23 protein-coding genes are annotated in these 21,665 nt (G+C 55.8%); 14 read left to right on the plus strand and 9 right to left on the minus strand.

Translation table 11 applies throughout. The annotated features are described in order from the left end of the window. Position 1 precedes the first annotated feature (1 nt). The 5 genes from P8T57_RS16940 to P8T57_RS16960 are packed head-to-tail and all read left to right on the plus strand — an operon-like array spanning position 2 to position 4,685. Positions 2 to 1,006 carry an ABC transporter substrate-binding protein gene (locus P8T57_RS16940; protein ID WP_341363768.1) on the plus strand — a complete coding sequence of 335 codons (1,005 nt, stop codon included), beginning with the start codon at positions 2 to 4 and terminating at the stop codon, positions 1,004 to 1,006. Beyond that, positions 1,007 to 1,936 (plus strand): ABC transporter permease, encoded by a 930-nt coding sequence (locus tag P8T57_RS16945; protein WP_341363769.1) that lies wholly within the window; start codon positions 1,007 to 1,009, stop codon positions 1,934 to 1,936. A gap of 2 nt (positions 1,937 to 1,938) precedes the next feature. Then, positions 1,939 to 2,757 carry an ABC transporter permease subunit gene (locus P8T57_RS16950; protein WP_341363770.1) on the plus strand — a complete coding sequence of 273 codons (819 nt, stop codon included), beginning with the start codon at positions 1,939 to 1,941 and terminating at the stop codon, positions 2,755 to 2,757. Beyond that, positions 2,754 to 3,830, plus strand: a complete 1,077-nt coding sequence (locus P8T57_RS16955) for an ABC transporter ATP-binding protein (protein WP_341363771.1) — start codon at positions 2,754 to 2,756, stop codon at positions 3,828 to 3,830. The genes P8T57_RS16950 and P8T57_RS16955 overlap by 4 nt, the downstream gene beginning before the upstream one ends. A 24-nt stretch (positions 3,831 to 3,854) precedes the next feature. Then, on the plus strand, positions 3,855 to 4,685 hold the full coding sequence (locus P8T57_RS16960; RefSeq protein ID WP_341363772.1) for a phosphodiesterase: 831 nt from the start codon (positions 3,855 to 3,857) through the stop codon (positions 4,683 to 4,685). Between the two features lie 29 nt (positions 4,686 to 4,714). Here the strand turns inward: P8T57_RS16960 and P8T57_RS16965 are convergent, their stop codons facing one another. Continuing rightward, positions 4,715 to 5,905, minus strand: a complete 1,191-nt coding sequence (locus P8T57_RS16965) for an FAD-dependent oxidoreductase (protein ID WP_341363773.1) — start codon at positions 5,903 to 5,905, stop codon at positions 4,715 to 4,717. Between the two features lie 232 nt (positions 5,906 to 6,137). Between P8T57_RS16965 and P8T57_RS16970 the strand changes: the two genes are divergently transcribed. The 4 genes from P8T57_RS16970 to P8T57_RS16985 all read left to right on the plus strand — a co-directional run bounded on the left by P8T57_RS16970 (position 6,138) and on the right by P8T57_RS16985 (position 7,717). Then, positions 6,138 to 6,464 (plus strand): multidrug efflux SMR transporter, encoded by a 327-nt coding sequence (locus P8T57_RS16970; protein ID WP_341363774.1) that lies wholly within the window; start codon positions 6,138 to 6,140, stop codon positions 6,462 to 6,464. A gap of 150 nt (positions 6,465 to 6,614) precedes the next feature. Then, the gene (locus P8T57_RS16975) at positions 6,615 to 7,061 is read left to right on the plus strand and encodes a hypothetical protein (RefSeq protein WP_341363775.1); all 447 of its coding nucleotides are present in this window, start codon (positions 6,615 to 6,617) and stop codon (positions 7,059 to 7,061) included. 68 nt (positions 7,062 to 7,129) lie between these two features. Continuing rightward, positions 7,130 to 7,486: a hypothetical protein gene (locus P8T57_RS16980; RefSeq protein WP_037987943.1), complete on the plus strand. Its 357-nt coding sequence runs from the start codon at positions 7,130 to 7,132 to the stop codon at positions 7,484 to 7,486. A 63-nt stretch (positions 7,487 to 7,549) separates the two neighbouring features. After that, on the plus strand, positions 7,550 to 7,717 hold the full coding sequence (locus P8T57_RS16985; protein ID WP_071239857.1) for a DUF3309 family protein: 168 nt from the start codon (positions 7,550 to 7,552) through the stop codon (positions 7,715 to 7,717). 14 nt (positions 7,718 to 7,731) lie between these two features. Here the strand turns inward: P8T57_RS16985 and P8T57_RS16990 are convergent, their stop codons facing one another. Continuing rightward, positions 7,732 to 8,691: an NAD-dependent epimerase/dehydratase family protein gene (locus P8T57_RS16990; RefSeq protein WP_341363776.1), complete on the minus strand. Its 960-nt coding sequence runs from the start codon at positions 8,689 to 8,691 to the stop codon at positions 7,732 to 7,734. A 181-nt stretch (positions 8,692 to 8,872) separates the two neighbouring features. On the opposite strand from P8T57_RS16990, the gene P8T57_RS16995 reads away from it, so the two are divergent. Next, on the plus strand, positions 8,873 to 9,634 hold the full coding sequence (locus P8T57_RS16995; protein ID WP_341363777.1) for an alpha/beta hydrolase: 762 nt from the start codon (positions 8,873 to 8,875) through the stop codon (positions 9,632 to 9,634). 43 nt (positions 9,635 to 9,677) lie between these two features. On the opposite strand, the gene P8T57_RS17000 is transcribed toward P8T57_RS16995, so the two are convergent. Continuing rightward, entirely contained in the window at positions 9,678 to 10,142 is a 465-nt protein-coding gene (locus P8T57_RS17000; RefSeq protein WP_341363778.1) for a RidA family protein, read from the minus strand. 226 nt (positions 10,143 to 10,368) lie between these two features. Between P8T57_RS17000 and P8T57_RS17005 the strand changes: the two genes are divergently transcribed. The 4 genes from P8T57_RS17005 (at position 10,369) to P8T57_RS17020 (ending at position 15,416) form a co-directional block, all read left to right on the plus strand. Next, positions 10,369 to 11,274, plus strand: a complete 906-nt coding sequence (locus P8T57_RS17005; protein WP_341363779.1) for a DMT family transporter — start codon at positions 10,369 to 10,371, stop codon at positions 11,272 to 11,274. A gap of 191 nt (positions 11,275 to 11,465) precedes the next feature. After that, on the plus strand, positions 11,466 to 13,184 hold the full coding sequence (locus tag P8T57_RS17010; RefSeq protein ID WP_341363780.1) for a phosphoethanolamine--lipid A transferase: 1,719 nt from the start codon (positions 11,466 to 11,468) through the stop codon (positions 13,182 to 13,184). A gap of 67 nt (positions 13,185 to 13,251) precedes the next feature. After that, positions 13,252 to 13,884, plus strand: coding sequence for a TetR/AcrR family transcriptional regulator (locus P8T57_RS17015; RefSeq protein ID WP_085646254.1), 633 nt, complete (start codon positions 13,252 to 13,254; stop codon positions 13,882 to 13,884). Positions 13,885 to 14,057: 173 nt separating this feature from the next. Continuing rightward, positions 14,058 to 15,416, plus strand: a complete 1,359-nt coding sequence (locus P8T57_RS17020) for a P-loop NTPase fold protein (RefSeq protein WP_341363781.1) — start codon at positions 14,058 to 14,060, stop codon at positions 15,414 to 15,416. Positions 15,417 to 15,433: 17 nt separating this feature from the next. Here P8T57_RS17020 and P8T57_RS17025 read toward each other — a convergent pair whose 3' ends face one another. The 6 genes from P8T57_RS17025 to P8T57_RS17050 form a co-directional block, all read right to left on the minus strand. Then, positions 15,434 to 15,856 carry a secondary thiamine-phosphate synthase enzyme YjbQ gene (locus tag P8T57_RS17025; protein WP_341363782.1) on the minus strand — a complete coding sequence of 141 codons (423 nt, stop codon included), beginning with the start codon at positions 15,854 to 15,856 and terminating at the stop codon, positions 15,434 to 15,436. Positions 15,857 to 15,898: 42 nt separating this feature from the next. Further along, entirely contained in the window at positions 15,899 to 16,732 is an 834-nt protein-coding gene (locus P8T57_RS17030; RefSeq protein WP_341363783.1) for a class III extradiol ring-cleavage dioxygenase, read from the minus strand. 149 nt (positions 16,733 to 16,881) lie between these two features. After that, the gene (locus P8T57_RS17035) at positions 16,882 to 17,094 is read right to left on the minus strand and encodes a DUF3185 family protein (RefSeq protein WP_063093359.1); all 213 of its coding nucleotides are present in this window, start codon (positions 17,092 to 17,094) and stop codon (positions 16,882 to 16,884) included. Positions 17,095 to 17,277: 183 nt separating this feature from the next. After that, a complete protein-coding gene (locus P8T57_RS17040) occupies positions 17,278 to 18,912 on the minus strand; it encodes an autotransporter outer membrane beta-barrel domain-containing protein (RefSeq protein ID WP_341363784.1) in 1,635 nt (544 codons plus the stop codon). A 399-nt stretch (positions 18,913 to 19,311) separates the two neighbouring features. Beyond that, entirely contained in the window at positions 19,312 to 20,949 is a 1,638-nt protein-coding gene (locus P8T57_RS17045) for an autotransporter outer membrane beta-barrel domain-containing protein (protein ID WP_341363785.1), read from the minus strand. 371 nt (positions 20,950 to 21,320) lie between these two features. Beyond that, positions 21,321 to 21,650, minus strand: coding sequence for an isochorismatase family protein (locus P8T57_RS17050; protein ID WP_341363786.1), 330 nt, complete (start codon positions 21,648 to 21,650; stop codon positions 21,321 to 21,323). Between the last annotated feature and the right edge of the window lie 15 nt (positions 21,651 to 21,665).

Here is a 21,665-nt window from a genome sequence, read left to right on the forward strand (position 1 = left end):
AGTGCGTTTCAAACAACTTGTCATGGGTGCGGCGTTTGCTGTTGCGGCTGCGCAGCCTGCCTTCGCCGAAGATGTTGCGATTTGCTATAACTGTCCGCCGGAATGGGCTGATTGGGGCGGGCAGCTTAAAAACATTGCCCGCGACCTTAAGATCGATGTGCCGCAGGATAACAAGAATTCCGGTCAGACTTTGTCGCAGCTTCTGGCGGAAAAGGACAATCCGGTTGCCGATGTTGCCTATTACGGGGTTTCGTTTGGCATCAAGGCCAAAGAGGAAGGCGTTGTTGCCGATTACAAACCGGCCAATTTCGACAAGATCCCGGCGGGCCTGAAAGATGAAAACGGTGCGTGGTTTGCCATTCATTCCGGCACAATCGGGCTTTTTGTCAATACCGAGGCCCTTGGCGGGGCACCGGTTCCGCAAAGCTGGTCGGACCTTCTGAAGCCGGAATACAAGGGCATGGTGGGCTATCTTGACCCGTCAAGCGCGTTTGTCGGTTATGCCGGTGCGGTTGCGATCAACCGGGCGATGGGTGGATCGCTTGACGATTTCACGCCGGGGATCGAGTTTTTCAAAAAACTGAAAGCAAACGACCCGATCGTGCCGAAACAGACCGCCTATGCGCGGGTTCTGTCGGGCGAAATTCCGATCCTGATCGATTATGATTTCAATGCGTATCGGGCGAAATACAAGGACGAGGCGAGTGTTGCCTTCGTCATCCCGACCGAGGGTACGGTTGCCGTTCCCTATGTCATGAGCCTGGTGAAGAACGGGCCGCATGCGGACAATGGCAAAAAGGTTCTGGATTATGTGATGTCAGACGCGGGGCAGGCCCATTGGGCCAATGCGTTCCTGCGCCCGGTGATTGCATCGGCGATGTCGCCGGAAGCCTCCGAAAAGTTCCTGCCGGCCGCGGAATATGAGCGTTCCCAGCCGGTGGATTACGCCAAAATGGCCGAAGTTCAGGCCGGTTTTGGCGAGCGTTATCTGTCCGAGGTGCGGTAAGTGTCGTCGGTTGAACATATCAAAGAGGGGCGTTCGCGCCCTTCTTTCCCATGGGCTTTATCGTCTTTATTATCCCGTGTTTTGGGGCGGGCAACACCGGGGGCGGGAAGCCCGGCCATTCTGGCATTGTTGATGTTGCCCGGCCTGATCATTGTCGCGGCGTTTTTCATCATTCCGATGGCGCTGGTGGCGATGCGGGTGGCGGATGGGCCGGATGGGCTTGCGACCTATTTCGTGATCCTGACAAATGATCGGTATCTGGCAAGCCTGATCCAGACGCTTGTGATGTCGGCGGGCGTGACGGTGACGGCCCTTGTGCTGTGCGGGATTTGCGGGCTGTTTCTGGTGCGCAACCGGTTTGCCGGGCGCAATGTGATTACTGCCCTTTTGACATTGCCGCTGTCGTTTCCGGGCACGGTGGTTGGGTTCATGGTGATCATGCTGGCCGGGCGGCAGGGCGTGATCGGGTCGGTCACGGACGCGCTTTGGGGCGAGAAGATTGTTTTTGCCTATGAGATCACCGGGTTGTTTGTCGGCTATCTTTATTTTTCGATCCCGCGGGTGATCCTGGCCGTGATGGCATCGGCCGAGAAGCTTGATCCGCAGCTTGAAGAAGCGGCCCGGTCACTGGGCGCGCCGACATGGCGGGTGGTCCGGGATGTGATCCTGCCGGGGCTTATGCCCGGTCTTGTGTCGTCGGGTGCGATCTGTTTTGCGACCGCGATGGGGGCGTTTGGCACGGCCTTTACGCTGGCAACCGATATCGATGTGCTGCCGATGGTGATCTATACCGAATTTACCCGAAACGCCAATATCGCGGTGGCAGCGGCGCTCAGCATTGCGTTGGGTGCGATGACATGGGCGGTTCTGGCCGCGGTGCGTGTTTTCGTTGGCAATGGTGCGACATCGGGCACCGGTGGGGGAGCGTGATCATGCGGCGTGACTGGAAATTTTACAGCCAGCTTGGCCTGACGATTGTGCTGTGCCTGTTTATCGTGGTGCCGGTGGTGATGTCGGCGCTTGCCGGGGTGACGGTCAATGTGTTCAAGGGGCTATCGTCGGGATTGACGTTGCGCTGGGTGTTCGAGGTCTGGGACCTTTATGCGCAAAGCATCCTGTTATCACTTGGCATTGCGATGGCGTGTCTTGTGGTGACATTGGTGGCCGGTGTGCCGCTGGCCTATGTGCTGGTGCGACGACCCAGCCGGATGATGCGGCTGTTTGAGGAATTGCTGACGCTGCCGGTAGCCATACCGGGGCTGGCATTGGCGCTGGCGTTGCTGATTACCTATGGCGGGGTTAGCGGGTATCGGTCGAGCTGGCTTTTCATCCTGACCGGGCATGTTTTGTTTACCCTGCCATTCATGGTGCGCTCTGTCGCGGCGGTGATGGCGGCGATGGATATGAAGATGCTGGAAGAAGGGGCGGCAAGCCTTGGGGCAGGGTTCTGGCGGCGGTTCTTTGGCGTCATCGTGCCCAATGCCAAGCCGGGTATTCTGGCAGGTGCGCTTATGGTGGTGACGCTTTCCATCGGGGAATTCAACCTGACCTGGATGCTGCATACGCCGTTAACCAAGACATTGCCGGTCGGTCTTGCGGATGCCTATGCATCCATGCGCCTTGAGATCGGCAGTGCCTATACCCTGATTTTCTTTGTTTTGATCATGCCGTTGCTGATTGCGATGCAGGCGCTTGCCAACCGGGGCAAGGGCGCATCGAAGCGCATCGATACGGCGGAGGATACGTTATGAGTACGCAGATCAGACTTCGCAATTGTGCGAAAACCTTTGCCGATGGCACACGCGCCCTGGCCCCCTTTGACCTGACGATTGAGGGCGGGGAAACGATTGTTCTGCTGGGTCCGTCGGGATGCGGCAAGACGACGATTTTACGCATGATTGCCGGGCTTGAATTCCCTGATGCGGGTGGTGTGATCAGCTTTGACGGGGATGATGTCACCCGCCAGTCGATTGAAAAACGCCGGGTTGGCATGGTGTTTCAGTCCTATGCGCTGTTTCCCAATATGACGGTGGCGGAAAACGTTGCCTATGGGCTTAAGGTACATGGGGTGCCGGGCAAAGAACGCGATGCGCGCGTCGATGCGATGCTGGAAATGATGCATATCGATATGCTGGCGGATCGTGCGATTGATCAGCTTTCGGGCGGGCAGCGCCAGCGCGTGGCTTTGGCGCGCGCGATTGCGGTGCAGCCGCGTGTCCTGTTGCTTGACGAGCCATTGACCGCGCTGGATGCGAAACTGCGCGTAAGGTTGCGGACCGAGATCAATGCGCTTCTGCGCAAGCTTGGCATTACCGCGGTTTACGTCACCCATGATCAGGAAGAAGCCATGGCGCTGGGGGATCGGATCGTCGTGATGCAAAAGGGCGAGATCGCGCAGATCGGCACCCCGCGCGAGATTTACCGCAAGCCGCAAAACCCGTTTGTTGCCGATTTCGTCGGGGCGGCCAACCGGATGACAGGGCAGATGCGCGACGGGCGGCTGCATATCGGGGCCCATGTTTTTGATGCGGTCGATGCGTTTGATCCGCGCCACGGGGCGATTATCGATCAGGGCCCGGTGGAGCTTTATTTCCGGGCGGACGGGCTTTCGCCCTGTGACCTGAGCGAGGCGCATTTTACCGGCCGGGTCGAGGCAGTATCCTACCTCGGCGAACGGTTGCGTTTGACCGTGTCGGGGATTGGCCCGCAGGCGATCACGATGGATACCCATGCCGATGACGTGATTGAAGCCGGGGCCGATGTGCATTGCCGGGTCAATGCCGACCGGCTGACGGTTTTTCCCGCTGTTGCGGCCCAGTCATAAAACAAAAGAAAGAAATCAAAGAAAATGCTGATTGCTCAATTGACCGACCTGCATATCGGGGCGGGCCGCAGGCTTGCCTATCGCAAGGTGGATACCGCAGGCGCGCTTGAAAAGGCGGTTGCCCATGTGATGGCGATGGTGCCGCGCCCGGATGTGGTGCTGTTTACCGGCGATATTGGGGATCTTGGTGCGCCGGACGAGTATGCGCTGGTCGCCGAAATCCTTGCCAAATTGACGATCCCCTATTTCATGGTGCCGGGCAATCATGACCGACGCCAACCGCTGCGGGCAGCCTTTCCCGATGCCTCCCCGGTTGGGGCCGATACCGGATTTGTGAATTATGTGGTCGATGATTTTCCGCTTCGCCTGATTGCGCTGGATACGCTTGATGAAGGCAAACCGGGTGGCGTTTTGGGCCCCGAACAGCTTGACTGGCTGCGCGATGTGCTTCTGGACGGGGATGGCCGGGATTGCGCGATTTTCATGCATCATCCGCCGATCCGGACCGGGATTGCGCATATGGATGCGCAAAATCTGGGCGAAGGGGCAGAAGAACTCGCGGCAATCGTTTCGGTGCATCGCGACCGGATCAAGGCGATTTTCTGTGGCCATGTGCATCGCCCGATTCATACGATCTGGGCCGGGGTGCCGTTGATGATCGGCCCGTCGGTCGCCCATCAGGTGGCGTTTGATTTACGCGCCGATGGACCATCGGCCTTTGTCATGGAACCGCCCGCGATGCATCTGCATGTGTGGGATGCTGGGCAGCATAATTTGATGACGCATCTGGCCTATCTTGACCGGTATGACGGACCACATCCGTTTTTCGGGCCGGATGGGAAGCTGATTGTTTGACTGTTTTGGCGGAACCGGGTGGGGCTAAGTTATTTCCCCACCCCGACCTTGATCGCGAGTTTACGCAGCGGGCCGATGCGGTTGATGGCGGTGAGACCCGCATAGCGCAGATCGCGCAGTGTTCTGGGTTCGAACATGGAGGCGCGATTGAGCAGATCAATGCCGCCAACGCGCGCCAGCGTTTTGGGAAGCTGTTTGCGTTCGTAGGATTTAAGCAACGTGGTGGCCCCGATATCCTCGCCCCTAAGCTTGGCCTTTGCCATCAGGTCGGCCAGGGTTTCGATGTCATGCAGGCTCATGTTAAGCCCCTGCGCGCCAATCGGCGGGACGACGTGGGCGGCTTCGGCCACCAAGGCCAAACGGGCCGAAATCAGGCGTGACGGGACTTGCGAGATCATCGGCCAGATCGCGCGCGGGCTTGCGACCGTAAGCGGGCCGAACATCGACATGGTGTCACGGGTGATTTCAGCCGAAAGGGTGGCGTCATCCATGTTGTAAAGCTGTCGGGCGCGGTCGGCCGGTGTCATCCAGACGACGGATGAACATGGTTTGCCATTGAGATCGGGCATCGGCACCAGGGTCAACGGCCCGCCGGTGCGGTGGATTTCGGTCGAGATATTGTCGTGCGGTTTGTCGTGGGTGACGACAAAGACCAGCGCACTTTGATCATAGGCCCAGCGGCGATGTTTGATCCCGGCAAATTCGCGAAGCGATGAATTGCGGCCGTCCGCCGCCACGACCAGCTTGGCGCGCACGGTTTCACCGCCAGACAGGGTGGCTTCGCCGTAGCGTGACGTGCCGGTAAAGCCGGTGACGGTTGTGGAAAAGCGGAAATCGACATTGGGCAGCGTTTCAAGTTTCGCCATCAGCGAAACACGGGCGGCCTTGTTCGAGACATTCCAGCCAAAGAAGCCCTGATTGGTTTCGGCCCCGTCAAAATCGGCGGTTTCGCGCGGGGTCATTTCATTGCCCCCGGCATCGACGATGCGCATGACGCGAAGTTCGGCACCCGTCGGTTTGATCGCGTCCCAGACACCGGCCTTTTTAAGGGTTTCGATACCGGGTTGCAGGAAGGCGGTGGTGCGAAGGTCCGTCCCCTCGCCAATGTCGGCGGGGGCAGGATCGACAATCATGATCCTGTGGCCGTCGGCGGCAAAGCGGGCCGCCGCACTCATGCCGGCGATGCCGCCGCCTGCAATCAGAATATCGGTTTCGATCATGTTTTTATCCCTGTTTTATTCGGGCTTCAAATCCGGGCGCAGTGTCGCATGTTGGTGGCCGGGCCGCAATGTGCCCGCAATGTGCCTTGGCGTGCAGTTATACGCAATGGCTTTGGCAGGTGGTTTGATGCAGATCGGGGCAGGTCGAAAATTATCGCGACGGATGGCTTGCCCCGCGCGTTGGTTTTGGCCATTTTGGGCGCACAAATCTTTGACCGTGAAGGGGTTGGTTATGCGGGCATGGGTTTATCTGTTGGGCGCGATCTGCCTTGAAGTGGTCGGGACGGTGTCGCTTAAATTTTCCAACGGTTTTACCGATTGGCGCTTTGCGGTTTTGAGCCTGTCGCTTTACGGGGTCAGTTTCTGGGTGCTGTCATTGACGTTGCGCACGATCCCGGTCAGCACAGCCTATGCGGTGTGGTCGGGGCTTGGCACGGCGGCGGTGGCGGTGATCGGGATGATGTTTTTCAAGGAACCGATGAGCGTATTAAAGGCGGTTTTCCTGTTGATGATCATTGGCGGGGTGGTCGGGCTTAACGCGATTAGCGGCAAGCATTAGGATTTCAGCACGATTTTCAACAACAACCCTAACCTGCATCAGTCCTGAAAATACAATTGGCGACTACAATATCCGACAGGTGTTTCTTTTCCAGCCCCAGAGTATTTCGGGGGAACACTTCGGGATCGGTCTGTCTGGCCGAGCCGAACCGTGCTGGTCAAGGGGCTTGTTGTGGCGCATTATTCCTCGTCTATCGGTCTTGACACAAAATACGACCAGTTCCTGCAAATGCCGGTTGGTGATGACAGCAAAGGGACCAGTGTTACGGTTCTGTCGATGCTGGCACGGCTTGGTGTTGATCCGTGGCAGGAGGCATCCGACCTTGCGGCGCTGCCGAAAAAATCCGCGTGGGAACGGCTTGACGGGCTTGTTGCGCGCTTTACCGATGTGCCATCGGTGATTGCCGAACGTGCCGACGCGGTAAGCCGAATGATCGCATCCCTGCCTGGCGGGGAGCTGGCGGATCGTACGCGTCAGGCAAGCGCAAGCAGAGGCACAGGCACAATACTGCCCGATATCCTTGGCAACCGGCTTTATCTGATGGTCGCGATTGCGTTTCTGGTGATTCAGGTCGCCGTTTTCTGGTTCGGCAAATAGAAACCCCAGCCGCCAGACCGATCTTTGTATCCCGGATTTATTCCCAAATTGTGCGCAAAGGCCAATTGATGACAGACAAAGACGATCTATGGGTGCTTGAAAAGAAGTTCTGGACCGAAGGGGCGGATGGTGTTCATCACCTGACGGCCAAGGGGGCGATTGCGGTTTTGCCCTATCCGGCGGGTATTCTGGTGGATGAGGCGATCTGGCGCAACAACGCGGTCGCCCAAAGATGGCGGACGGTGGCATTCAGCGATCTTGCGATCACGCGCAAGGGCGATGTTGCGGTTCTGGCCTATTGCGTCTCGGCGGAACGGGCCGAAGACCCGATTTACGAAGCACTTTGTACCTCGACCTATCTGAACGATGACGGTGTGTGGCTGCGGTTGTCGCATCAGCAAACGCCGTCCGGCCCGCATGATTAAAGGCGGTCGCGATGGGGCTGATTTGCCTTTCAGATTATTTTCAACATAGCAGGAGACGACCAAATGTCGTTAGTCGGTACCATTCTTGTCGTATTACTCGTGATTTTCCTGCTGGGCGGGTTTAGCGGCCGCTTTGGCGGGTATGGCTATGGTTTTGGTCACACCAGCATCGGTTTGCTGGGCGTCGTGCTGATTATCGTGGTCGCGCTGGTATTGCTTGGCCGGATTTGATGGGGGGCTGATCCCTAGGCTGCTGCGGAAACCCCGCAGCAGCTTTGCAGGTCACGCGCGATATCGGTATGGCGCGGTTGCCAGCCGAGTTCGCGGATTGCCTTCTGGCTGGTCATGCGGTGGCTATGCGCAAGGCCACGCGCCCATTGCCCGTATTCGCGGGCGATGTCATCGGGGCTGATATGCTCGATCTCGCAATCGGCCCGGCCAAAGGTTTGCGCGATCTGACGGGCAAGATCGCCGGTCGCGATACCTTCGATGCCAACCCCGATATAGCTTTGACCGCGTTCGCCGTTTTCAAGCACCAGCCGATAAAGATCGGCCAGATCATCGGCATGGATCAGCGGCCAGACGACTTCATCCCCCGGCCCATCGCCAACAATCCGAACGCGGTTTTCATCGCGCGCCCTGCGGGCCATGTCATGAAGCGCCCCGCCCGGCAAGGTCGGGCGGGTGCGAGACGGCGGATCGGTGCGATAGACGGTGGCGGGATGGATCACCATGCCATGCAGGGCCGGATCGGACAGGATTTTGGTGAGCCCTGCGACCATCCATTCAAAACCCGGCACCGGGGCAAAGGGCGTTTTTTCATCATGAATGTCGTCAGAAGATTTCATCGCGGGGTAAAGCCAGCTTCCGCCGGTATAGATGAAGCGTGGCAGGGCGGGGGCCTTTGGCCCGGACTGGCGATGCAGAACGTGCAGCAATTCGATCAGCATCCCGGCATCAACCGCGCCCATATCGGCGGAAAAATCACATGCGGCATGGATGACGGCATCGACAACGGGCAGTTTATCGCACCACGGGCCGGGATTGTGAATGTCGCCGCGGATCGGCCATGCGCCCATGACGGCAAGATGGGCGGCACTGTTTTCGTTGCGTGCCAGGGCAAAGACATGATGCCCGGCCGAAACCAGATTGCGCACAATCGCCGCCCCGATCAGGCCGCTACCACCCAGAATAAAAACACGCATCGCCATTCTCCTGAATTCGTGATGCGTTTGTTCATAGAACCTCAAGTAAGGGTAAGGTCAAGGGGGAATTTTGGTTGTGGCTGAACAATGAAATCGCCGGGCAAGATTCTGTTTTGGGTTGTAGTCTGTTTGTGGTCTGGGCATCCTTGATTGTGGTGTTCTCTAAAACAGGAACGGTAGAATGAAGCTCGCGATTGTAAGACGGCTTATCCCGGATTGGGGGACGACCTACGGCCCGGCAGGCGACGGGCCGTTTCCTGCGGTTATGTTGCTGCATGGGTCGGAGGGTGGTTATTCGGGCTGGAGCCATCGCAATGCTGTCATGTTGGCCGCGCACGGTTTTCTGGCATTTCCGTTTCCCTATTCCAATGGCGGGAACGCGTGGAACGCAGGCAGCATCATCGATGTGCCACTGGAGCGGACAATGGAAGCATTCCGCGCGTTGCGTGCATTTGCGTTTTCGGACGCGAAAGTCGGGCTGTTTGGTGTGTCGCGCGGGGCAGAACATGCGTTGCTTGTCACCTCGCTTATGGTGCGCGATGGCGAAAGCGGCCTTCCTGATGCGGTTGCGGCTCTGGCGCCGCCGGATGTGATTTGCGGGGCGTTTGATGCGCGACGTTTTCGCGATTCAGGCGATCCGGGGTTTCAGGAATGGGACCCTGCGGAGCGGGCCTGGACGTGGAAGGGGGCGTCGGACTGTTTGCTGCCGACCACACCGATTGCGATAGAGGATTACGACGGGCCGCTTTTTCTGGCGCATGGCAAAAAGGATAAGGTTTGGTCATCGCACATGACCGAAAGATTGACTGCGCGGCTTCGGTCTGCGGGGCGTGCACCGGAGGTGCATCTTTATGAAGGGCAGGGGCATGTCCCCGATAGCGCGGGCGAGAATGTTTTCAATGCCGATCTGATCGGATTTTTTGAGCGGAATCTTGGCCAATAAGCCGGGCATGTGCCCGGCTTTTGGATGTTTGCGAAGGGCGTATTTACGCGACTTCGAAGATGCCGTCGATTTCGACCGCAACGCCGAGCGGCAGGGACGCGACGCCAACCGCAGAACGCGCATGTTTGCCGACCTCGCCAAAGATTTCGACCATGGTGTCGGATGCGCCATTAACAACCTTGGGCTGATCGGTGAAGGCGGGGTCGGAATTGACGAACGCATTCAGTTTGACGACGCGTTTGACGTTATCAAGATCACCGATGGCAGCCCGGACCTGTGCAATCAGGTTGAGCGCGCAAAGCCGGGCGGCTTTCTGGCCGTCTTCGACCTGATAATCGCGGCCAAGTTTGCCGATGAATTTCAGTTCGCCGTTTTCCATGGTGATCTGACCCGAGACATGCACAAGATTGCCGGAACGGACATAGGGCACGTAATTGGCAACCGGGGCGTTTGCCTGGGGCAGGGTGATGCCGAGTTCGGCAAGGCGGGCGTCGATTTTTCCGGCCATGGATTTGATCCTCTTGATTGGGTGTGGCGAAAACGGTTCCAACTTATCGGCCTTGGCGCGCAAACAAAACCATTTCTTTTGTGTGAAATGGTGCGGTGGGGGAGGCTTGCATCAGCAATGCTGATCGATTGATGAGAAATTTGGATTTGTCATATACCCCAATCCGTCGCACAAGAAAGCCAAGCCGTAAACGGATGGCATAAAACAATCAGGGGACGCGGACGAAATGGGATCAGGACGGTTTAAAATTGCCGATTTGCACGGTGCGTGGCTTGTGCTGATCGGGGTTCTGATCATCAGTCCCGATGCGCTTCTGGTCAGGCTGGTCAAGGCCGATGACATGACAACCGCGTTCTGGCGGTTGCTGATTCTTGGGTCGACGCTTGCCCTTATCGCGTTCTGGCGCGGGATGCGCCGCCGTCAGTCATTGCGCCATGCGATGATGCCGACCCGCGATGAAATGCTGGCCGGGCTGTTTTATGGCGGGACAAGTGCGTGTTTCATCCTGTCGATCCGCAATACCGATGCGGCCAATACATTGGTGATCATTGCCGCGACCCCGTTATTATCCGCCCTGATTGCGGTATTTGTGTTCAAGCGCGTTCTGGCCGCGCGGACATGGATTGCGTCCGTCGTGGTGTTTGTCTCGCTTGCGGCGATTGTCGGGGCAGGGTTTGGCGGGGCCAATACGCTTGGCGATGTTCTTGCGCTTGGGACGGCGATCTGCATGGCGTGTTATTTCAATGTGGTCGGTACGCGCATTCATATCGATGCGGTGCGTGCGATGATGGTGGGGGCGTTTCTGGCGACATTGGTGATGGTGCCAAGTGCCAGCCCGCTGGCGCTTGAGCCACTTGATCCGATTTGGCTGATCCTGCTGGGCTGTGTGGTGTTGCCGCTATCGTTTCTGTTCATTACCGCCGGGGCCAAGAAAATCCCGGCGGCCGAGGCCGGCCTGATCATGCTGAACGAGGCGATTTTCGGATCGCTTCTGGTGTGGCTGGTGATTGACGAGGTGCCCAGCCGCACGACGCTTATTTGCGGATCAATCGTGATCGTCACACTGGCGACGCACAGTTACCTTGGACTTCGGCAAAGCAGACTGCGCAAGCGGGCAGCCAAAACCGCCTGACCCCTTTTCCAAAGGCAGGAAAGCACCGTTCAGGTTGCTGTCAGTTTCGATTGATAGCAATCGGGGGCCGGTTGGTTTGACCGGTTGCCCCACGTGATCGGGTTGATCCCGGCATTGTTGGTCCGGTTGCCAAACGCGGACACATATTGCAGCGCAGACGTGGGGCATTTGCCCCTTTTGTGCGAGTGCCGATGTCCCGTTTCAGCCTTCCTGTTCGCTTTTTTAACCGGATGCGATTGCGTTTTTCCCCGATTGATTATCGTTTTGTCATTGTCGGGCTGGCGGTTTATTTCGCGCTTGTCCTGAACTGGAAGGTTCTGGGGCATTTTTATCAAATTCTCGGGCAGCTTGAGGCCTATGACCTTGGCTTTGCGGCCAGTGCGCCGTTTGTTTTGCTGCTGGGGTCTATCGTTTTATTTACGCCGTTTTCGTTCAGATACCTTTTGAAGCCGTTTTTTGCCCTGCTGATTTTGACCGGTGCGCTTGCGAATTATGCGATGGTCAAATACGGCATCGTGTTTGACCGCGGCATGATTGAAAATGTGGTCGAAACCAATTCCGCCGAAGCGTTTTCGTATCTGAATATGCAATCGGCGATCTGGTTTATCGGGACCGGGATCGTGCCGGTGATTTTGCTGTTCCTGCTGCCGGTGCGCTATCCGCGCAGTGTTTTGCGCGGGTTTGTGCAACGGGTGGCGATGATGGCGGTGCCGCTGGTGCTTTTTGGCGGGATTGCCGGGCTTTATTTCAAGGATTACGCATCGGTCGGGCGCAATCACAAGGTGCTGGGCAAGGAAGTTTCGCCGGTCAATTACGTGACGGGCAGTATTCAGTATGTCAAACGGCGCTATGTATCGTCATCGATGCCATTCCAGACGGTCGGCAATGACGCCCATCAGGTGGTGAAGGTCGCGGGCAACGGCAAGCCGACCTTGATGTTCCTGGTGATCGGGGAAACCGCACGGGCGCAAAGTGTGCAGGCCAATGGCTATGCCCGCCCGACATCAGAATTCACCCAGAAAATACCGGGGATGCTGGCGTTTCAGGATGTGCGGTCCTGCGGGACGGCAACGGCGGTTTCGGTGCCGTGCATTTTTTCGAGCATGGATCATGCCAATTACAATGGCGAGGTCGCCAGCCATAGCGAAAGCCTGATGGATGTGGTGGCGAAGGCCGGTGTTTCGGTGTTCTGGAAGGAAAATGACGAAGGCTGCAAAGGGGCGTGTGACCGCATCCCCAATGTTGACATCAAACCCGAAGATTTCCCGCAATATTGCGGCAATGGCACCTGCCATGACGAGGTGATGCTGGACGGTCTTGACGAACAGATTGCCGCGATGACGGGCGACCGGCTGGTGACCCTGCATCTGATGGGCAGCCACGGGCCGACCTATTATAAACGTTATCCCGATGAACATCGCTTTTTCACGCCCGACTGCCCGCGCAGCGATATTGAAAACTGCACGCAGCAGGAGCTGATCAATACCTATGACAATACCATCCGCTATACCGATTTTGTGATTTCAAGGCTGGTGGAACGGTTGCAGTCCTATCAGGACCGATACAATACCGTGCTGCTGTATGTGTCCGATCATGGGGAATCGCTTGGCGAAAGCGGCATGTATCTTCATGGCGCGCCATACATGTTTGCCCCGGACGAACAGACGCGGGTGCCGATGTTTGTCTGGGCGTCGGACGGGTTTGTCGCCGATCACGGGATCAATCGCGTCTGTCTTAGCGATCAGGCCAGAACCGGCAGCTTTTCGCATGACAATGTGTTTTCAACCGTACTGGGCGTGATGGGGGTTGAAACATCGGTCTATCGCAAGGGGCAGGATATCTTTGCTCCTTGCGAAAACGCCACCTATCAGGCCGAGCTTGAAACACATCCCGAAATGACAGGCAATTGACAGCGGCAGGCATCAGGTTTAATTGAGTATGCTCATTGAGTGTGCTCAGTTAAACAGGGGATGTCTTATGCAGACCGGTGTGAACCGCCGTGCGACCAAACGCGAACAGACGCGTGAAAACATCCTGATCGCGGCGCGCAAATGTTTCAACGCGCAGGGTTATGACGGGACATCCACGCGCGAAATCGCAAGGGAAGCCGGTGTTGCCGAAGGCACGATTTTCAGCCATTTCCCGACCAAGGAAGAATTACTGATTTCCAGTGTGGGTGACCATCTGGCTGATGCGATCAAGCAGGGGCTGCATACGATGGAGCCCGAATGGTGCTTTGTCGACAAACTGATGCATATCGCATCCTATCGCTTTGCGCAGATCGCGTTGCAGCCGGGACTTTGGCAGGTGATTTTGCAGCAATTGGTGTTTTCACCGCGCAAGGGGGCGGTCAAGGAACTGATGCGCGGTAGCGGCCTGATTGATGCGGTGATGCGCCTGATCGAGGATGCGCAGCTTGACGGGGAGCTGAACCCGGCAATCGAACCTGCAGCAATCCACAAAACCGTTATCGCGCTGTTTTTATTCACCATCCATGAACATGTCGGGGCGGAGAATTACGATTGCGAAGACATGTGCGCGACATTGCGCGACCTGCTTGATACCCAGATCAGGGGCATCTGGCTGCGTCGGCCGGAAATGGCGGCGTGAACCAAGTTTTTTGCTATTGTTTTGACTGTTTTTTCAGGAAACGGCCTATTTGAAGCGTGCCAACGAAGTTGAATGAATGTCTATCTAGATTAGTTTTATTTGTTTTATGATCCAAAGCAGATGCTAAGATAATTTCTATCTTACGTTGTTGTTTCTGCTTAAAAGGTAGCCCCATGCGCTTGAAGCTGGATCAGATTCCTGACGAAATTGGGTTCAGTGATGGTGCTGACCTCTTTGGGTACGAGGAATTCAGCAAAAGATTAACTCGAGTCATAGAAAAACTAGAGCATCCAACGACTTGGGTTTTGGACGGTCCGTGGGGGAGTGGGAAATCAACATTCTTGCGTCAATGGCGCGCCGAACTGAAGGTATCGCAGCATCCAGTAATATTTTTCGATGCATTTGCGAACGATTTTTTTGACGAAGCTTTTGTGCCTCTTTCTGCAGAGATAATCCGTCTGACGCAAGAGAATATCGCAGTTTCACATACTGTAATGGAAACAGTAAAGAACAGTGCGGAGAAAGCATTTCTCACTCTTGCGCCTGCTTTGGCTAAAGCCGCTGTTCGTGCAGTCTCCTTTGGCGTTATTGACTATGCTGACGTCAAGGACGGAACTGAAAAGGTATACGACGCCATTTCAAACGCTTTTGAGGATGTTGCAGAAACTGCTGCTCGTGAAGTCTTAGATCGGGCTTTGCAAAGCGGAGCAGTTTTTCAGAAGTTTCATGACGACCTAGAGGCATTGATAGAGCTTTATCGTAAGAATAGGCTTGAAGCCGGGTTACCTGATTGTCCAGTCATTTTTGTAATTGACGAACTTGACAGATGTAAACCGACCTTTGCCTTGAATTTGGTCGAGCGAATAAAGCATCTGTTTGCTATTGAAGGGGTTGTATTTTTACTTGTCACTAACCTGGAACAACTAGAGGCCGCAGTCTGTAGCGCATATGGAGACAGGACGGATGCGACAACTTATTTGGAAAAATTTTATGATTTGAGGTTGTCGCTACCCGTTGTTGACGGAAAAGATCAAGTCGTCGAGTACGTTCAACATTTGAAAAATAATCTGAGTATTGTGAACGGTGAAAGTGAATTTAATGAGAGCGTTAACTCTATCTTGGTGGAGTTTTTACGCCACCAGAATGTGAAGCTGAGAACGATAGAGAAAATATATTCTCATATAGTAATTAATATAGCTTCTCTAGGTGAGGGAACAACTCGCCCTGAACCTATGATTGTGGGCTTGTGTATTCTTCGTCATCTCCGGCCTGACTTGTTCCAAAAGGCTAGAATGAAGAAGTTAACTTGGGAGGAAGCTTCAGATTTCTTCAAGTTTGCAGATTGGATTGAAGAAAAAGATTGGACGCCATTTTGTCGAGATTCTTGGAGATATTTGACTCAAGAGTCAATTGATCGCCGCGAGGAATGGGCCTTTGATATTTCTCAATATTTTAGACGTTTTGGGGCTCATAAACCTCAAGATTTTCTGGCCCGAGGGGCGCAAAAAATTGCTGAGTTTGATATTCAGTAATTCTAATGAGACTAGTTCTATTCTCCGATCAGATGCAGGGTGATCTGGCGGTGATGCGGGGCGTGGCGATGTTCGAACAGATAGATGCCCTGCCAGGTGCCCAGAACCGCACGACCGTTTGTGACCGGGATGGTCAGTGATACATCGGTCAGCGCAGCCCGGATGTGGGCCGGCATATCGTCCGGCCCCTCGGCGGTGTGGCGATAGAGGCTGGGGTTTTCTTCGACAAGTCTTGCAAAGAAGGTTTCAAGATCAAGCACGACATCGGGATCGGCGTTTTCCTGGATCGTCAGACTGGCCGAGGTATGGCGGCAATAGATTGTGACCTGACCGGTTTTGATGCCGGTTTGCTGTATCCAAGACTGGACCTGATCGGTGAATTCAAGCAGGCCCTGTCCGGTGGTGCTGATTTCAAGGGTGGTCTGATCCTGCGTAAGCATGGCATCCCGCTTTGTTTCGGGCGGCCCGTATGATCGGTGTGATCAGGCCGCCGCCGTTGCGCTTTGGGGATCGTAAAAGCGCAGGGCCGTCATGGCAAGGTTGCCGAATTCAAAACTGTCATGCAGGGTTTTGGGCATGAAACCCTCGTCCGCCGCACCGAGTGCCACATAAAACGGCATCAGGTGATCGTCTTCGGGGTGGGCCATGGCGGCGTGCGGGGCCTGTGCGCGGTAATCGAGCAGGGCATCGATATCACGGGTGGCCAGTTTGCCCAGCATCCAGTTGGTGAATTCCTGCGCCCACGGATCAATCGGGCCTTCGTTGCGGTCAAGGGCGCGCAGATTATGGGTCATGGCACCACTGCCGATCACCAGAACGCCCAGATCGCGCAAGCCGCGCAGCTTTTTACCCAGTTCATAATGATCCGCCGGGCTGCCATGGGCCAGCATGGAGAGCTGAAATACCGGGATATCGGCGCCGGGGCGGGCGATGATCAATGGCATCCATGCACCGTGATCAAGGCCGCGCGCGGCATCGGTGGCGGCCCCGATCAGGCTGGCGATTTCGGATGCCAGTGCGGGATCGCCCGCAACATCGTAATGCAGGTCATAAAGCGGTTTGGGAAAGCCGTAAAAATCGTGGATGGTGTCCGGGCGGGCTGCGGTCGAGATGGTCGGCGTGGCGGTCTGCCAATGGGCCGAGACGATCAGGAGGGCGCGTGCGCCGTTGAACAGATCACCAAGATCGCGGGCAAAGAAATCAAAGGCCGGGGTGCTTTGGCGCGCGACCAGCATCGGTGATCCGTGCGAGATGAAGATCGGCGCAAGATTGCCCTGCGGGGCGGCAGAAACAGAGGGGGCAACGGGACTGGTCATGGTGGGGCACCTCGACATTCAAACAACATTGATTGCGAATATGTGCCTGTTTGGTCCACCTGACCAGTCACCGTTCGTCAACAGTGTGTTGCCATCACCCGCGAAAGGGCGTTTTGGGGAAACAATGACAACAGCCGGATCGGGAAGGATCAGCGGGCCTTGGCACCAAACATCATCATGATGAAGCCCCCGACTGCGGCGGCACCACCAGCAATCAGATACCAGAGCGTTTCATCGGTGTAGCTGCCGAGGAAGGTTTCGGAGAGCTGATCGGCGGCACTATCGGATGCGTTGAGACCAACGATCAAAAGGGCAATGCCGATGACGCAGATGACGATGCCGGCAATACGACTGATGGGCATTGGGGGCTCCTGTTATTTTTGTTTGCGTTTGCGCGTGTCCCGAAATCGGGACTTGTGTAACTGAGATCACAACGCGGCTTTTGCGCAGTTGTTCCCGCGGGTAAATAATTGATCTGGCTGGATGTATGGTGAAACGCAAAACCCCCGGCCTGTAGCCGGGGGCTTCTGGTTGCGTGCCTGCGATCAGAAAGGCAATGACATGCTGATTTCGACCCTGCTGGTGTCGGTATCGTCATCTTCATTGGCAACCGACATCATGTGGCTGAGTGCAAGTTCGCTACTAAGCCTGCCGGTATCAAAACCAAGTCCGGTGCGGATGCGCTGATTGCCATATTCGTTGAGGTTGCTGGCAAAGAACGGTTTGACGATCCCGATGGAGCGGCCATCATCGCTAACAAGTTCAAAGCCATAAATGAGCGTGCCGCCGATGGTGTATTCGGTGTAGTCCGAACGACCGGCAAGATAGTTGCCTTCAAGGGCGGCACTCAGACCGGTAACAGAGTCAGACAGTCGGACACCACCACCAATTTCAAACGCGGTTTTGTCATTGTTGATTTCATCGGTGAAGTCATGAACCAGACCGGTTTCGATGAAAGGCGTCACGGTCAGGGTCGGGGTTGGCGCAAGATCGTAAGCGGCTTCGATGGCTGGTCTGATCTGCCGGGTGTTCGAGGTTGTGCCGGCAACGGCGGTGTTGTTGCTTTCGGTGTAACCATCAACCGTTTTGCGTGCGGCAATAAAGGCAACGGACGGTGTCAGAGAGAGTGGCACGGTTTCGTGCGGGCGGATCATGTAGGAAGTATTGAGCTGGGCGTACCAGATGTCTGATTCCGTGTTGCCGGAAGCCGCATTGTTATCGCGCGTCACATCAATGTCGCCCATGCCAAAGCCTGCCTGGCCGGAAATGGTCAGTCCGTTGACGGGGGTGTAGATCGCATAGGGTGAAACAACCCATCCCTCTTCCTGATAGGAGCCGTTATTGAAGGATGTGGTCAGGTCGGTATCGTTATAGCCAAGCGACAGACCCGCCGTCAGGCTTTCGGCAAACCGGTAATCCAGCCCGACATTGTAGCCCCAGACATCACCGTCATAGCGGCTGTCGGTAGTGCCATTGACATGGTCGTTATCGACCGAGGTAAAGGAGCCATGCCCCCAAACCGTAAAGGGGGATGTGGTGGCGAAGGCCGCACGTCCGTCAACACCACTGGCACCGCCTTTATTGCCCTGATCTGTCGGGCCAAGGCCCAGCATGTGCATGCCTTCACCGGTCGAGCTATCAAAGCTTCCCATCATGGCGATGCGGCGCAGGGCGTTATCATCGTCGGTCAGGTTGGTGGCGCTGCGGTGGTAGACCGGGTCATAGACAAGATTGGCATTTTTATCATTGTCATTACTGTTTCCGGCGCTACCGCTTCCGGTGCCAATCCCGCCGCCGGAGGTCGATCCGCCCGTTGCGGCGCCAGCCGGGGTGCCAACAACGGAGAGCCGGGCACCAATATTCTGTGAGATCACGGTCGTTTGGGAGCGTGACACAGATGATACGACGGTCGAAGATGTTGTGGACTGGTTTTTTTCGCTTGATCCGGAAGTTGGCGCTACCGCTTCGGCGCAGGATATGTCCAATAAGAGGGACGGAACGACACCGTTATTGATCAGCACGCTTAACCGACCGCCGGTCGTGTCGCGTGGGATGGTAATCGTTTCGGTCACTGTATCGCTGGCATTGACTGTGCCGCTTCGCGTGATCACCTGGTTGCCGTTGGCGCTGTCTGTATAGGTAAAGACATAAGGTATACCGACGCCATTGTTGTTTGTCATTGTGACCTTTGGCGTTTCGTTTACTTCGAACGCCGAAGTCGAACCACTTACGCCGTTTGTGCTGCCGTTAAACGTCCACGCCGTACAGCCTGCACTTTTTGCATACGCTTCAGTGGAAATAATTGATGCCGCGCCTATCAGTGCCATCCCCAGCACGACTGGTCTCTTTAAAAGAGATACTTTCCGTTTGCCCATATATGCCCCCTTGGAATCGTCTTTCGCTGGTTTTAGAAAACAGAGAATGACGCGCATGGGTTGATTTATAAGTAGAAAATTCACTTAATTGCAAGATGTTACGTACACGATGTTAAAGTAGGCGTAAGCGAGGCTTTGGCCAATCAGTTGCCAGCGAGGTAATGAGCGGGCAATGTCGGGTTTGACCGCGTCGCCCGCCAGAGATCAGAAAGGCATCGATATCTGGATTTCGAGCCTGCTGGTGTCGGTATCATCATCATCGTTGGCAATCGACATCATGTGGCTGAGTGCAAGTTCGCTACTAAGCCTGCCGGTATCAAAACCAAGTCCGGTCCGGATACGCTGACTGCCATATTCGTTGAGGTTGCTGGCAAAGAACGGTTTGACGATCCCGATGGAGCGGCCATCATCGCCCATCAGGTCAAAGCCATAGGTGATTGTGCCGCCGATGGTGTATTCGGTGTAATCCGCACGCCCGGCAAGATAGTTGCCTTCAAGGGCGGCATTCAACCCCGTGAGGCTGTCAGACATTCGAACCCCGCCGCCGATATTGAACGCGGTTTTGTCATTGTTGATTTCATCGGTGAAATCATGGATCAGGCCGGTTTCAAGGAAGGGCGAGATGGTCAGGCTTTGGGTCGGGGTGAAGTCATAGGCGGCCTCGATCGCCGGTCTGATCTGCCGGGTGTTGGATCGGGTGGTGGCATTGGCGGTGCCGTCGCTTTCACGATAGGCATCGACCGTCTTGCGCGCGGCGATAAAGGCCAGCGACGGGGTGAGGGACACGGGCAGGGTATCAATCGGGCGGACCCGATAAGAGGTGGTCAGTGCGGCATACCACATGTCAGATTCCGTATTGCCCGATACGGCACCATTGTCGCGGGTGACATCAATATCGCCCATGCCATATCCGGCTTCGCCCGCGATGGTCAGGTTTTCCATCGGGCGGTAGATGACATAGGGCGATGCGACCCAGCCGGTTTCCTGATAGCTGCCATTGTTAAACGATGTTGTCAGGTCGGTGTCGTTATAGCCAAGCGACAGACCGGCAATCAGGGCATCGGCAAAACGGTAATCCAGCCCGACATTGTAGCCCCAGACATCACCGTCATAGCGGCTGTCGGTAGTGCCATTGACATGGTCGTTATCGACCGAGGTAAAGGAGCCATGCCCCCAAACCGTAAAGGGGGATGTGGTGGCGAAGGCCGCACGTCCATCAATGCCGCTGGCACCGCCAACATCGCCCTGATCTGTCGGGCCAAGGCCCAGCAGGTTCATGCCCTGTCCGGTGGAGCTATCGAAGCTTCCCATCATCGCCATGCGGCGCAGTGCGTCATCGCGGTCGGTGATGCTGCTTTTGCGGTTTTTGGGGTGCATGCCTACAAGATTGGTATTATCGGTCTCGGTCGTGCCGGGGCCGCCTATGCCGGAATTGCCCAAGCCCGTGTTCGCGGTATTGTCGCTTAGAGACGCGATACGTGCCGCAATATTTTGCTGGATAACGGTGGTTTGTGCCTTTGAAACAGCATTGATAACGGCGGACGACGTGCTGGCGGAGGATGACGCGGCCGGTTCTGCTTTGAGAGCGCAGGCACCTGTCATGATATATGTCGCGCCGACGCCTTCAAAGCGAAGGACGCCGTCTGTGGTATCTTCTGGGATCTCGAAGGACAGGGTGATGGTGTCGCCTTTTTCAGAACTGCCGTTCGTGATCGTCTGATTGTTACCGGTGTTAATATTGTCCTTATAGGTAAAGGTATAGTTGATTGTCGCAGCGGGATTATCATGTGTGAAGGTAACTTTGGCGACCTCGTTCGCATTAAAGACGCTGGAGATCTGCAAGCCATTCGAGGTTCCTGAGAAAATGTTTAACTGGCTGCAGCCTGCGCTAAGTGCGAATGCACTGTTGGCAAAGGGTAGCGATAACCCCGTCAGGGCCAGCGCATAAAGCCCTTTTTTTAAGACAGATTTGCACCCGGCGAGGTGTGAACGATCAGATCGTTCCTTTTTGAAGGTGCTTCTGATCTTATTCATTATTTGCCATGCCCACATCCCTTTTGCCCGGTGCCGATGCATCGGTCCGTTGCAAGAGCTTTAAGGCGCACGTATGGGAAGGGCTATTCTTAAAGTGAGGATTGTGTCGTTTCTTGACACTAAGTGGATAGTTGTTGCGCAAAGTGGATAGAGGGCCCGGTTTTCGGGCCGCATTATCGTTATGCGGGCAGGGCTGCGATCACATCATCCGTTGTCGAAAGCGTGCAATATTCCGATCCCAGAACCGCAGCAAACAGGTCAAACACGGTTTGCGCATCGTGACGGACACCCTTGGCGTCGGTCACGTCAATCGCGGTGGTGGCATCGAGCGGCAGGATGACATCAAAGCCCAGACAGTGGGCGACCCGGATCGAGGCATCCATCGAATTGTGGATCACGACACCGGTAAAGATCAGACGCGTAATGCCATGATCGTGCAGGTATTTTTCAAGATCGGTGGCGAAGAAGTCGTAAGCGAGGCTTTGTCCAATCAGTTGCCAGCAAGGCAATGGGCGGGCAACGTC

Origin of the sequence: Thalassospira sp. SN3W (genome assembly GCF_038070535.1) — a bacterium.
Lineage (GTDB): Bacteria > Pseudomonadota > Alphaproteobacteria > Rhodospirillales > Thalassospiraceae > Thalassospira > Thalassospira xiamenensis.